Here is a 14,015-nt window from a genome sequence, read left to right as displayed (position 1 = left end):
TATTCACAAGGGTTTTGTTTTTTAATGTTACAACAGGTTTATCTATTTTAATAAGTTAGTTGGTATTTTATAACTTGCAGCATACTGAAGATTTTCTCCACTTTCTTTAAATTTAATAAATGCTTTTCGATACCATTCTAAATCAAAGTTAAAATTGTCTGGATTAAGTACATCATAAAACTCTCCATTTTTCCAGGGTTCAATTCCTAAAATTTCAATTCCAAGTTTTTCAATTCTATCAAGAACGATTTCAAAATCATCTTCAGAAAAATAATATATTGATTCAGAATCAAATCCATCATTTAGATTTTCAAGTCCAACAAAAACATGTTCTATTAAATAATCCAATTTGTCCATCTTTAGTAGATTTTAATTTTATTATCCTAAATCAATCTTTTCAAAGTTAGGCGTAAATGCTAATAAATCTGTAAACAGGAGTTTGTTATCTCTTGTTTCGTAGCTCCAATTTATAAATTGCAGATAATGGGAACGATCATTATTACCTAAACTACTTCTGTTGTCCAAAAGATCTTTACAGTTTTTATTGTCTAGCCATTCGAATATTTCTGTAAAGGTTTTGCCTCCTTCTCTTATAAACGAAGCCAGTTCTGGAAGAATCGATTTTGTTTCTTCAGAAATATGAATGTTTAATCCATATCTCGATTCAAATTTTGAAATGTTATATTTGTCTAAATCTGTTATGAATTTTGGATTTAGGGTTAATTGCTCCTCAATATTGGCTTTTTCTTCAGTTGATATTGGTTTCAAAAAGGTACTTGAGCAAAAATCTGTTCCTACTTGTTTCTTGAATTTTGAATTAAAAAGACGTTTCAGTATTACAAAAGGTTCATCTAGAGTTCCAATCTTATCTTTTGTTATAGCACGAACGAAAAAATGATATTCTTCAAACTCAATAGAAACAAATTTCTCAATTCGATGAATCCCTTTTGCATAGGATTTAACCCATTGCCCAACTTCAAAATCTTTATGCGTATTCATATTCTCAATAATGATATAATTTTAAACTACAATTTAATCTCAAATAAGCTAAAAGAACCTTCTTTGTAATGTTCCGGTAATTCGTTTGTCCATTCTATTGTGCTGATTCCTTTGTATTCAAAACCACAACTAGTGTAGTATTTGTTTATTCTTTCGTTTCCGCTATGCGTGTCTAGTCTTATATACGATTTACCATTTTCTTTGGCATATATTTTTACCCACTCTATGATTTTTGTAACATAAGAACGACCTCTAAATTTAGGGTTAGTAGCAATACGATGAAGATATACTGCAGGATCTTGAGCCGCTTCTTTCCAGATAATCAAATCATTAAAAGTAAGTACAAATGTACAAGCAACTTCACCTTCGTCTTTGATTATAAAATGTCGGTCTTCGGCGATTTCTTTTTCTATTAGTGCTTTTTCAAAACCTCTCCAGCTTTTATTATTGACTGTTTTTTGATAAGATGTAGCTTCATTATAGATATCGAAAACGGCATCAATATCTTCATTTGTAGTTTTAAAAAATTCCATTGTAGTGTTTTATTCTGTAGATTAATCAATTCCTCAAAGATAAATCTTTCATTTGCTATAAGCCTGTAAAATTATTAGTTTTTACTTTTTTCGTCGGTGTTAAGCCAAACTACATTTTGTTCCGATTTATGTTCTTGCCCGATAATATCTCGGTATAATTCTGGTCTTCTAGCTTTTATGTAGCGATTCCCTCCAGCTTGAATGCATTTTTCGGGAGTAATGATTGCTGTTGTAAATGAGTCATCAAAAGAACGGCATTCGGCAATTACATCTCCAAAAGGGTCAATAATCATAGAACATCCATTTTTCAATTGGTCATCGTCCATACCAATTGGATTGGAGAAAACGGCATAAATAGCATTGTCATATGCTCTTGCAGGCAACCATTTCATTAACCAATCACGACCTTTCATTCCGTCAAATTCCAATCGTAACGAAGTTGGATCGGCTTCACGATTCTCCCAAAGCTGAGGAGCAACAAAACCTGCGCCAGGTCGGGTAGAAGGAGTACACATCGTTACGTGTGGCATAAAAATAATATTAGCACCCAAAAGTGTTGTTGCACGTACGTTTTCGATGATGTTGTTGTCGTAGCAAATTAAGATTCCGCATTTCCATCCCTTGATTTCAAAGATGCAATAACGATCTCCAGGTGTTAGGTAAGGATTTATAAACGGATGTAGTTTTCTGTATTTGGCAACCAAACCATTTTTATCTACACATACATAGGCTTTGAATAAATTATCATTCTCATCTTTTTCAAAAAGTCCTGCTAATATAACTATGTCATTGTTTTTGGCTATTTCTGTAAGTTTTAAGACGCTTTCTCCGTTTGGGATGACTTCTGCCAGATTCAGCATTTGTTCTTCCGATAAATGCCTTGCAAATGTATATCCAGTTATGGAGCATTCGTGAAACGCAATTACATCACAACCTTCACCAGATGCTTTTTGCGAAAGTTTCTCGATTACAGATAAATTATAGTTTTTATCGCCGCTTTTATTCTCAAACTGAGCAGTGGCTATTTTTAGATTTTTCATAATTGTACACTATTAATTTTAGACAAAAATAGTGTTGGCGATACTTTACAAATTGTATAAAACCGACATTTTGAAACAAATCATGGAATATAAATAGGTTAAAATAGTTTGAACACGAATTTCACGAATTTGCACAAATTCTAAATAAATGATTTGATTGGTGAAATTAATTCTACAAACGAAATTCGTGTTAATTAGTGAAATTCGTGTTTAATTGTAGATGACAGCATTATTAAATTGCTTTCGCAGGAAGAGTTTCTATAAAGTTATTGGTTAGTTTTCCGGCATTATACAAATATTCTCTGGGAGTCATTCCGGTATGTTTTTTGAATTCTCGTATCAGATGAGATTGATCTGAGAATCCTGCGTCATAAGAAATAGTAGTGAGACTGGTATCTTCTGATTTGTTTTTGAGTAGTTTTAAAAAGCCATGAATCTTCACAATATTGCCAAATTTCTTTGGATTTAATCCCACGCATTCTGTAAATTTTCTTTCAATATGTCTTTCAGTATAACCCGTATAATCAACTAATTGTTTGAGCGAAAACTGTCCTTTGGTTTTGAGGATGAAATCTAATGAAGCCGCTGCAATCAATTGGTTTGATAGTGGTTTTTTCGCTTCAAGCGTTTTAAAAAAATGATTTAAAAGGCTTAGTTTTTCCTGAATAGTAGCTTGTTCGGATAGTTTTTCCTGAAGTTCAATTCCTTCTAAGCCAAATATATCATCGATCGTGATTATGGTATCACGCAGTTCGCTACTTGTAATTCCTAATAATTGGTTGATTCCGTTAGGTTGAAAAACAACAATAACGATCGACATTTCACTTCCCGAATAAATATCTTTAAAACCATTTAGTTGCCCATATAAAAAGGAGCTTGGTAAGTAATTTTGTGCTTCATAATTACTGAAGCCTGAAATAAGTTTACTTTTCAAAGAGAACACAACACCAGTATTACCATCAGAAAACAAACGGAGTTTCTGAGTATCATTACCTTTATTTTCTAAAAAAAGATAGTGTTTGATATAAGGCGATAATTCCTTTGGAGGTAAAACTTGCATGTTTTATAAAATAATTACTTAATCGAAGATATTCTCAATTATTGTCGCTCCTCTGTTTTCTAAATCGAGTAGCATTTCTTGTTTTCTATGTTGTACATCATTTCCAGTTCCTATGTATTCCTTTAGCAGCGATATGTTGTACCCATTTTGAAGTCCATCGATTGCGGTTTGTTTTACACAGTATTCTGCTAGGAAACCACATAAAATAAGGGTTCGAATGTTGTTGGTTTTTAGGTAATTATTAAACTCTTCTGACGAAAAGCAACTATGTTGCGTTTTTGGAATTAGCTTAGAATTAGCATCAAAATCGATATCAATTTCATGACCAGCAGTACCTTCAATGCACATTGATAATCCAGTTCCGAATTGGTCTTTTTGATAATTTGAAAAAACAATTACCAGCCTATTCTTATCGACTAGTTTTGTTAATTGATTTATTCTGGACTTCACTTCTTCTATGTTGCGACTATCAGGATGCCTTTTTGCGTAAGCACCATTACTAGCCGTAAAATCTTTTTGAGGATCAATAATTACTAATAATTCTTCGGATGTTAATTTCATAACATTGCTTTTAATCTGTTTCTTTTGGTTTGTTATGAACTGACATTCTGCAAAATTAAGTATATTTTTCGAATTATGGTTTTGACTTCAGTCTACTTAAAAAACAGAGCAGGTAGCCTTGACAATATTGATTACTACGTTTTTTATAAGTTAAATTCGGTTGCTAGAATACCCTCAAGTTGATCGGGTTCGAAAGTATAACTTAGGGCTTTTCCGTTTTCTATAGACTTGAATGTGTTTTTAAAAAGTATCTTTTTACCTAATGGATTTTGTAAAACAACGACAAGATTTTGGGTAAAAAAGGAATCAGGATGTGTTGAGTTATAATGATTAGCCGGTTTAAAATCAATCCACTCCTGATGTGATAAATCAAATGAATATAAATCTTTCCATTCCTTATGTGATAAAGTTTGCAATAGATAATCTCCGTTTTCTGCTTTTACTATAGCAAATGTTTCAGCGCCTTGTTGTGCTGCTGTAGTATCATTTAGTTTTAATGGTTCTCTTATTCCGTTGCCACCAAAGCCTAAATCGACTAAATACTCTTCATCTTCAACAGTTACAATAATTGCTATATGCGTTTTAGGATTTTCAGCAGGAGTTACCAATGGACGAGCGGCCACAAAACGATACGGAATATCCATTTTTTGAAGCATTAGAGCAAACAAACCATTGAGTTCATAACAATACCCGCCACGTTTACGAGTAATGAGTTTATCGACAATATCGTCTCCTGCTAATGAAATGGTTTTTCCTGCCTGAACATCTAAATCTTCAAAAGGAATGGAGAACAACTGACATTGCATTAATTTACTTATGCTTTTGATATTTGATTTAATATCGCCAACAAAATGAATTCTGTCCAGATAATCTTGTAAAACAAAATTGTCTGAAACTATCGGGTTTGATTTTGCTTGTTTTTTCATTCTATCTGAATTAATTAAAATTATAACCAAAAAGCCAACCACTTTACAGGGCTAAAATAATTTCATTGAATTGTTGTATTTTGTTTTCTGTTTAATAGCTAATCCTTTTTGAAAATTTTCTTTGATCAAGCGGTCAACAATACAACTTAAATCTAGTATTGGAGGTTTTGCAACAAGTACTAGTGAGTAAGAAAGAGTACGTTCTCCTATTTCTAACTGTGATTGTTTGATATGAATTCCGTTGTTGATTAAGGAATCATTGATAAAGTACATTATGTTATCATCCCAAGTAACATCAAGATCAGAAGGCCCATTATATTCAGAGAGAATATCCATTGGAAATTCGATTATGATTTCAATCGGTTGCTCGTATGGAATGCTTATCTTCAGTTTATCTAAATCCATTCTAGTACTATTTAGCTACTATTTTACTCCATGAATGCTGCTGGATATTTTACTTTTCCGCTTACACCATCTAATCCATTTTCGGTTAACGAAATTACCATACAGTTTTCTGCGGGAACATCAAACGGCATTTCGATATTGTATTTGCTAGTAAGTTCGTATCCAAATCTAGGATAATAGTTTTCATGACCCAAAAGAATTATCGATTTGTAACCTAGTTTTTTTGCGATAGCATGACTTTCTAGAATCAGTTTTGCACCAATTCCTTTTCCCTGAAATGCTGGTTTTACCGAAACAGGAGCTAAAGCAAGTGAATCAAATACTTGGTCTTTGTTTTCGATTTGTAATTTGGTCAACAAAATATGTCCAACTATTTCATTGTCGATTTCGGCAACAAGGGATAATTCAGGAATAAATGCATCAGAGTTTCTTAGTTTTTCAACTAGAAATTGTTCTTTATGATCGCTGTATTCCTCATTTTTAAATGCTTCTTCGATGATTTCGAAAACTTTTGGGTAATCGTCTTTATTTTCTTGTCGTATGGTAATTTCCATGATTGTTTAAATTTTTTATTCTATCCAGCATGTTCCTGTAGAATATGTTTTTGCTTTAGGGTTCTAACAAATTACTTTCTTCCTTCATTAACCAGAAGCTTTAATGAATTGATATAATCGGTATCAAATTCTATTACTCTTATTTTGTTAGGATTAAAACTTAGCTCACCACCAAATTTTCCTCTTGTCTCAAGAAAATCAATAACCAGTTCTTCATCGTCTAATTTTATTAATTTACCAAGATAAACCGCTTTTTCGGATTTTTTTGCAATCTGAAAAATTTCATATTTGTTGGTTATAAAGGTAAGTATTGAAGATAAATCTCTTAGCGGAATTATTTCGTCTGAGTTGGTTTTCAATCCTTTCAGTCTAATGACACTTTCTGTAAATGCATTATCGCTATCTCGAGTTATTGACTTTATATTTTTGTTCTTTAAAATTACGTAACCATCAATTATAAAATCAACGGGATTATTTTTAATTAAAATCCAATCGTCGGTATAATCAATAAGAAAACCCGTAAAAATTTCTTTTCTGTCTTCAAATTCGATTGCTATTAATTGTCTTAGGTAATTGTCCATTATAGTGCTTGTTACTTATTGTTTTAAATGTTTTGGTTCTTGAATTTCTCCATTTCCAAATGACCAATTTTCGCTGCCATTATTCTCTAATAAAATTATGATAATGTCATTTTTTAGAATTTCGGTAGTATTCGAAATCCTAGCAGCAATCTGAGCATATAGTTTTGTTTTTTGCTCTTTTGTTCTCCCTTGCCCAGCTGTTATCTGAACGTAAATAATATTTTCTGAATGGGTAATACCAAGATAACTCTTAGGAAATTTAATTTGGGAGGTTTCTAATTCTTCTATTACATGAAAATAATCATCTTGCGGGATATTGAACTCCTGAATTAAAGATTCGTGTATCGAGATCGAAATGTTTTCTTTGGTTTCTTGCGATAATTTTTTCGGTAAACTTATTCTAACAAATGGCATAATTGATTCTTAATGTTACTATTTTCCTCTTTTTACTATTTTAATTTTTCCACTTTTGTAAAGGTCGACTGCTTTCTCCAAAATTGACTTTATGGTATCTATTGGTAGGTCTTCGTTTGGATCAAATAACATTGTTTTCATCCGTGAGCGTTTTTCGGCTACTAATTCAGGATTGTCAAAGTGTTTGCCTTCAACGATTCCGAGATAGGGTTTGTTATTTGTTTTATGAACCCATAAATAGCAAAACATCTTTCCTTTATAACAGAAAAAAGGCATGCCATATTTTAAAGTATGGGTGATTTCAGAATCTTGTGAAAGAATAATTTGTCGTAATGCCAGCAAGCACCCTTTATTAGGTTCTTCTTGTTTTAGGTAGAAATTATCAAGCTCTAAACTCATTTTGTGTTTTTGTTTTTAATCTGTAGTAAAAGAATTAACCGCAAAGGTCGCAAAGTTTTTAATCCTTTATCCCGATAGCTATCGGGAGTGGCTAAAAAATTAACCGCAAAGTTTTGAGATTCGTAGTTTTTTTATTGTTTCACGCAGATTCTACAGATTTAGGCGAATCCAAGCCGATTTAATTTGCAAAAAATCTGTGCGCATCTGCTCAATTTTTTTTTGATCTGCGAGAAAAAATATTTCGCGACTAACTATTTTAATCTGTGGCTAAAAATTAACCGCAGAGGTCGCAAAGTTTTGAGATTCGTAGTTTTTTATTGTTTCACGCAGATTCTGCAGATTTAGGGGAATCCAAGCCGATTTAATTTGCAAAAAATCTGTGCGCATCTGCTCAATTTTTTTTTGATCTGCGAGAAAAAATATTTCGCGACTAACTATTTTAATCTGTGGCAAAAGAATTAACTGCAAAGGTCGCAAAGTTTTAGAATCTGTTTAATCCGCGTTCCTCTATAGACAATTTAAGGTCAATTTCATCATTATATCTGTTTGCGGGTCATTTCCTAATTTAAAAATATGTTTGTCAAATTCAACAAAGCCATTTTTTTTATAAAAAGCCAATGCTCTATGGTTTTGCTCCCAAACGCCAAGCCATAAATAGCCTACATTTTTTTCTTTGGCAATTTGTAATGCTTTGTCATACAAAAGCTGCCCAACCTTTTTGCCTAAGAATTCTTGTGAAACGTAAATACGTTCTATTTCTAAGGCATTATTATCTTTTAATTCTGTTTGTGCTTCTCCTGAATTTGTTTTTAAGTATCCAATAACGACATCATTCAATACTGCAAAGAAGAATTCGGAATCAGGATTTTCAATTTCCTTTTTTAGTTTATCAAAGGCAAAACTGGTAGACAAATAATGGTTCATGTTTTCTTCCGTATTTGGCTTCGAAAAAGTTTCTAGAAACGTTTGTCTTCCGATATTTTGCAGTTTTTCAATATCATTTATCGTGACTTTCTCAATTTTAATGGTTTCCATGAATATTTAATTTATTCTGTTTTTTGTAAATTCTTCTCAAATATTGACTTTAGTTTTAACCATTTCTCATCTTGTAGTGACAAAGAATACCTAATAAGTTTAGTTCAGATGTTTAGTAATTTGTACTTTTTAATTCACTATTAAAATTGAATCAATCCAAGCGATTTACTTAAGTTCTAATTGCTAAAAAATGTAGTAGAGTGTAATTAGTTTAAGTGAAAACACGGAATTAGTTTTAATTAATATATTGATATTTAGGGTTTTTAATTCGTAAATAAACGAAGTCAATACTTGTATCAAATATAATAAAAAAAAATGTTTTAGAGTTTTTGAAGTTTATGTCTTTCGATTTCAAGATTAGAATATAAATAAGGGTTTGTGTATTAAATGATTTGATGAATTTTATTAGTACGTATAGCTTCTTTTTCCACCTTGTTTTTTTAGAAATACAATAATTATAACCAATTAGTTAGAATTCAAAAACTATATATTCTGAGGCAGATTAGACGGATTCGTTATTATGAAGACACAGATTTATTCATTTTTTTAATTAAAAAAGCTGAGCAGAATCAAGAAGTTATCTATAACCTTGACTATGCTCAGCTTATCAATAATGGCTTGTTTTTATAATAATCGTTTACTATACAACTAAACCAATACTACTGTTTCATTATTTTTTTTAAAATATAAAATTAATTTTTAACACATCTAATAGGTTTATTATACTTTGTATCTGCTGTAGCATTCGTAAAATAAAAAACATCGCTATTGTTTGTCAACCAAATATATTGAGTAGTTCCAGATAACGCCATCATTGCAACGCTTGCAAAATTTTGACCATAAGTACCACTCCCACTATTGTATGTATATCCTGTTGGCAACAGGTTAAAGCCTGAATTGTTACTGTCATTTGGAGCGTACCCTCCCCAGGTATATCCACCGCCATACGATGGCTGATATTTATTATTATTTGCCTTTGCTTGTTTGCCATACTTACTATTTTTTGCCAACAACAAACTACGTAAGTTAATCCATTCTGAAATTGTAGATACGTGCCATCCCTCTGGACAAGGATTAAGAGCCTTTTGGTAATCATTATATAATAAACCAAATTTAGACGCAAAATCTGCACGAGATTCAGTTGTACGTACATCATTTACAACATAAGTTACAGTACCGCTTTTCAGATCACTTGCATTATAAATGCCTGAAATCCCACTTCCAGCATATAGATATACTCCACCCAAACTTTTTCCATCTTTGTCTACAGTTGTGCGTAAGTTTTGGGTCATCCAGCAAGTATCTCCAAAAAGTTTTGCTGTATATACATTCCCATCAAGATCTGTAGCCACAGAACAACACGTACAATCTTTAATTGTAATTTCTAGTTTCGATTTACCCTCAACACCTCCCGTTTTATAAAGAGCTACTAGTGTAACTCTAACAGGATTGTCATTGTCTCTACCTGCTGCAGTAGTCATTAAAGATTGCTTATATTTAATCGTAACTGTATATTTTGCTCCATTCCCTAAAGTGGCTGGTATGTCTTTTTGTACTTGATAACTCTCCACTGCTTTTTCAGGATCATTAATAACAAAGCGTAAATTTGTATTACTCGAACCAATACTTGTAAATGTATAAGTGTACGATTTATTAAAATCGGCTCTGTGGGATTCTCTAGATGAGAGTAGCCCACATTTAGCATTATTACTTGATGCAGAGGCAATATCAAAACAATCTTCTCCAGCTATAGCACCACTCCCTTTTGGAAGCGTAGTTTCGTCAATAACATCAATTGTTCCAGCTGTGGTTGTAACGGGTTTGTTACTACAATTGTTTACAACACAGCTATAACTACCACTATTATTCGTTTTTAGATTGTTTATTGTGTACGTAGCCGAAGTTGCTCCAGAAATTGAAGTACCATTAAACTTCCACTGATAGGTAATAGGTGCTGTAGCCGTGTTTGATCCCTCTGCGAGTACTGACATAGTTACCGAGTTACCCGTAAGAACTGTTCCTGTAGGAGACATGGTAGTCTTTTTTATAACAGCTGCAATACAAGCAGGAGCTACTGTTACTTTCTGATTCAATTTGTTACTAATACCACAACCATTTTCTGCTTCAATTGTTATATTCACTATTGCATCTGCATTAGGAAATTTTATACGAACGGTATTTGTACCCTGTCCATTTTCTATTGTTGCTCCATTATCTGCTGTCCAGGTATAGGATGTAGGATTAAATGTATCGGATACCTGAAATATTTTTGTTTGGTTGAGCTCGGCTTTATCATAAACTGCCTTCCATTCTAAAACTGGAAAATCAGACAAGTCTATCAAAAGTGCAGCTGATAAAGAACTAATACAACCGGATTGATTAATTGCTTCTACTTGGTACGAACCTATTTTATCAACAGTAAGAGTTTGGCTTACTTTATCAGGCATAAGTACTCCTTCTTTGTACCACTGAAAAGTAAAAGGACCACCAGTTACAGTTGCTGTTAACTGAGCATCTACACTACCACAAATAAGTGGCGGATTAGCTGTAATTACTGGAGTTGCTGGTGCTGTTCCTTGCAATTTTTTAGTCTCGGTAAATTCTGCTGAACAAAGAACTCCTGTATTATCTGAAACTACACAACGCAGTATAATATTATTGCCACTAGAAGGCGCCGTTATCGTAAGCTCTTTGCCTTCACCAAGATACTCTAGGCCGTTATACCACTTAACAGTCACAGCATTTGTATAATCGCTAGGTGGGTTACTTAATTCTAGTTTTAAACGCCCGTTACTACAAAAATCATTTAATTGTGACAGTAGTTTTCCATTAATCGAAATTATCGGTTGTTTAAGCGGTTTGCTTGACTCATCTACAGATACAGTAACGCTTTTGCTAGGTAAAGAACTACAATTATCGCGTTCTATAACAGCAGTCCATTCTCCCTTATCTGCTGCTTTAAGAATAATTGCAGTCCCTTTTTTAGTTGTTTTTTTTCCATTTTTATACCAAGTAAGCTCACTGAGTTGTGAAAAATTATAAGCAGTTAGTGTAACTTCTCCTGTAGCTCCACAGATTATTCCGTTATTAGTTGCATATAAAACTGTAGTATTGTTTGGTGCGGTGCCAGAACCTGTAGTAACTTTTATATTATCCGAGACACTATTTGCATTTAATTTATCGCAACCTATTGCTCCCACATATACCTTATAAATACCTGATTGGGTTGCTCTAAAGCTCGTTCCTTGTCCTTGTACAATATTATTAATTGTCCAGATATAATTTGCCCCAGATTTTACGTTTGTTACTTCCATAAATACATCTCCACCGATACAAAGCACGCCATTGTTGCTCACAGCTATTAGCGGCTTTGCAACGGTTAAATCACATAATTTAGTATCCCCATCTTGTGTAAATAAAAACTCTTTATATTCTCCTGTACAATTATTTGTAGAACGTACAATCGCTGTACGTGAAGTTGCAGTTAAGTTAGGCTCCATTTTTATAGTAAATGCTCCCGTATTATTATCTGTAATGTCGATAGAAATAAAATCACTACCTGTTATAACTGTATGAGTATAAGGAATCTTTCCTGTACAAGGAGGAGTTTCTATAGGGATAAAAGGGCCTACTATTCCGCCTTCTGGAGGATAAACAGGCTTGGAGGGATCATTTGGCTTAAAGCCAATATCAGCATTACCAGAACATAAACTTACCCATTTGTTTGTATTCCAGTATTCTATACATTTGGTATCTATATTATATATTGTAAGCCCTATTGCTTTTGCATCACTAATAAAGCTTGGCGTAGTAAGATTGTCTCTTTCTACTGTGGTAAGTTGAGGCATTCTAATACCTCCTTTAATTTTTGCTGTAGATAATTCCAGCAAGGAATAACTGGCAGGCTTTGAAACCGATCCTATAACTGTTTGTGCTAAAATTACTGTAGGCAACAGTAATAAAAAAGGAATTAAAAATCTCATTCTCATTCTAGTTCTCATAATATTTTTAATGTTTGTAAAGTTTAATTAATTTGAAATTTATTTATGTAATCCTATATCTTCCAATCGGGCATATCTACCTGCTATCTTTCCTTTTTCTATTACAAAATAGGTAGGGGTCATGATTACTCCATAAGGATGGAAAATATGATTATCTGGATCATTTAGTTTGTATTTCCATGAAAAATCCTTGGTATTTTCTTCTAATTCATCTTTAGTAGGATCTACCGAAATGGATACTATTTTTATCTTATTTTCTGTTAGTTTTTCTGAATAGGCCTTCAATTCTTTTATTTCATTACTGCATTTATAGCAAGCACTGTCGTAAAAAAACAATAACAGTTTATCTTTAAATAAAGAGCTCAGTTTAGTTTTTTTATCTACTAAAAAATCAGGTGGTGTTTCTCCTATTTGCACTCCGCTACTTTTTAAAAGTATAGCTAGATGACGGGTTGGAGATTTGATCATCCCTGAATTATAGATCTGTTGTACCAACTGATTTTTAATATATTCCCAACCATATTGCTCGCATATATCTACCAGGTTATTGGCAAACTCGTCTAATGTTGCTTCCTGCTTTATGTTTTTCATGATTTGCAAAGCATCAGCGATTAGTTTATCATCATCTTTTATTCGATTGTTATACATTATTACCCAATAAGTAAGCATTGTTTTCCAAAATGGAGAATGATAAAGTACAGGCATGTCTACATTTAAAAATTCTGAGCGCAGACTTTCTATGGCTGAATCTGAAGCATTCGCTGCTACTAAAATTCGATTGAGATAGTCCATTTCCTTCTTCAATTGATTAACGTATAATTTAGGATTAGCAATTACTTCATTTCCCAAAAGATAATCTTTGAGAAATTGGTTTTCTTCAGATCCTATAAATTGTGATGTACGCGTATCAGGATAGGCATAGATTGATGCAACTGAAAAATTCTCATTGTTCATAATCATATCCATTTTTGCATCTTTATCTATAATAAGCGATACCATTCCTTGATAATTTTTAACCGAAGCAGGCAGCTGTAATTTTGCGTTTCCTTGCTTGTCTAAATAACCTTTTACTATCGTATCAGATTTTGTTCCTTTATATTCAATTAATGCATAGCTTTTTGAAGGGAATTTTATAAATGAGATAGTAATATTCTGTGCCCATATGGCACAATTGTAAACAAAAAAGAGCGTCAATAGTATTCTTTTAGTTATCATTTTTTTTACTTTAATTTTTTAATATGACAGGATATCTTATACTATTTTGGTAAAATAGAACCAAAGGCAAGACATCTTTAAAATAAAAAACACGTGTTTTTTATTTAAGTTTTTAGATATGATGTTGGGGCAATAACAATCAGATTATTTCGTGGGAGGACAGCAAGATGAAAAATATACTTGTTTTATAATCTAGCTGGATTTGGGTGCGAAGCAATAATTAGGCGTATGATAATTTTTGGCTACAAAGGGGGAGTGCAAAAGTAGCGTGAAATTATAATTCAGAACTATT

Annotated in this window: 15 protein-coding genes; all 15 read right to left on the bottom strand. The window is 32.5% G+C overall.

All coding sequences use genetic code 11. The features are described 5' to 3' along the window. Positions 1-42 precede the first annotated feature (42 nt). The 15 genes from EAG11_RS16430 to EAG11_RS16360 all read right to left on the bottom strand — a co-directional run bounded on the left by EAG11_RS16430 (position 43) and on the right by EAG11_RS16360 (position 13,723). Positions 43-357 (bottom strand): hypothetical protein, encoded by a 315-nt coding sequence (locus EAG11_RS16430; protein WP_129540108.1) that lies wholly within the window; start codon positions 355-357, stop codon positions 43-45. 21 nt (positions 358-378) lie between these two features. Beyond that, positions 379-999, bottom strand: coding sequence for a hypothetical protein (locus tag EAG11_RS16425; RefSeq protein ID WP_129540107.1), 621 nt, complete (start codon positions 997-999; stop codon positions 379-381). A 26-nt stretch (positions 1,000-1,025) separates the two neighbouring features. Next, positions 1,026-1,532, bottom strand: a complete 507-nt coding sequence (locus EAG11_RS16420; RefSeq protein WP_129540106.1) for a GNAT family N-acetyltransferase — start codon at positions 1,530-1,532, stop codon at positions 1,026-1,028. Positions 1,533-1,606: 74 nt separating this feature from the next. Then, positions 1,607-2,572: a nitrilase family protein gene (locus EAG11_RS16415; protein ID WP_129540105.1), complete on the bottom strand. Its 966-nt coding sequence runs from the start codon at positions 2,570-2,572 to the stop codon at positions 1,607-1,609. A gap of 232 nt (positions 2,573-2,804) precedes the next feature. Then, entirely contained in the window at positions 2,805-3,632 is an 828-nt protein-coding gene (locus tag EAG11_RS16410; protein WP_129540104.1) for a helix-turn-helix domain-containing protein, read from the bottom strand. 18 nt (positions 3,633-3,650) lie between these two features. Beyond that, the gene (locus EAG11_RS16405) at positions 3,651-4,193 is read right to left on the bottom strand and encodes a cysteine hydrolase family protein (protein ID WP_129540103.1); all 543 of its coding nucleotides are present in this window, start codon (positions 4,191-4,193) and stop codon (positions 3,651-3,653) included. 143 nt (positions 4,194-4,336) lie between these two features. Beyond that, positions 4,337-5,119: an arylamine N-acetyltransferase gene (locus EAG11_RS16400; RefSeq protein WP_207209603.1), complete on the bottom strand. Its 783-nt coding sequence runs from the start codon at positions 5,117-5,119 to the stop codon at positions 4,337-4,339. Positions 5,120-5,170: 51 nt separating this feature from the next. Then, positions 5,171-5,524, bottom strand: a complete 354-nt coding sequence (locus EAG11_RS16395; protein ID WP_129540102.1) for a hypothetical protein — start codon at positions 5,522-5,524, stop codon at positions 5,171-5,173. A gap of 23 nt (positions 5,525-5,547) precedes the next feature. Further along, entirely contained in the window at positions 5,548-6,078 is a 531-nt protein-coding gene (locus tag EAG11_RS16390) for a GNAT family N-acetyltransferase (protein WP_129540101.1), read from the bottom strand. Between the two features lie 71 nt (positions 6,079-6,149). Beyond that, positions 6,150-6,659, bottom strand: a complete 510-nt coding sequence (locus EAG11_RS16385) for a hypothetical protein (protein ID WP_129540100.1) — start codon at positions 6,657-6,659, stop codon at positions 6,150-6,152. 15 nt (positions 6,660-6,674) lie between these two features. Then, complete coding sequence (locus tag EAG11_RS16380) at positions 6,675-7,073, bottom strand: tautomerase family protein (protein WP_129540099.1); 399 nt, start codon at positions 7,071-7,073, stop codon at positions 6,675-6,677. Positions 7,074-7,091: 18 nt separating this feature from the next. After that, entirely contained in the window at positions 7,092-7,472 is a 381-nt protein-coding gene (locus tag EAG11_RS16375) for a DUF1801 domain-containing protein (protein WP_129540098.1), read from the bottom strand. 507 nt (positions 7,473-7,979) lie between these two features. Beyond that, on the bottom strand, positions 7,980-8,507 hold the full coding sequence (locus EAG11_RS16370; RefSeq protein ID WP_129540097.1) for a GNAT family N-acetyltransferase: 528 nt from the start codon (positions 8,505-8,507) through the stop codon (positions 7,980-7,982). A gap of 692 nt (positions 8,508-9,199) precedes the next feature. Beyond that, positions 9,200-12,508 carry an FISUMP domain-containing protein gene (locus EAG11_RS16365; protein WP_129540096.1) on the bottom strand — a complete coding sequence of 1,103 codons (3,309 nt, stop codon included), beginning with the start codon at positions 12,506-12,508 and terminating at the stop codon, positions 9,200-9,202. Positions 12,509-12,547: 39 nt separating this feature from the next. After that, complete coding sequence (locus EAG11_RS16360) at positions 12,548-13,723, bottom strand: peroxiredoxin (RefSeq protein ID WP_129540095.1); 1,176 nt, start codon at positions 13,721-13,723, stop codon at positions 12,548-12,550. Positions 13,724-14,015: the final 292 nt, after the last annotated feature.

This window comes from Flavobacterium sp. 140616W15, from assembly GCF_003668995.1.
GTDB lineage: Bacteria > Bacteroidota > Bacteroidia > Flavobacteriales > Flavobacteriaceae > Flavobacterium.
This window is presented reverse-complemented; position numbering and strand designations above follow the sequence as displayed.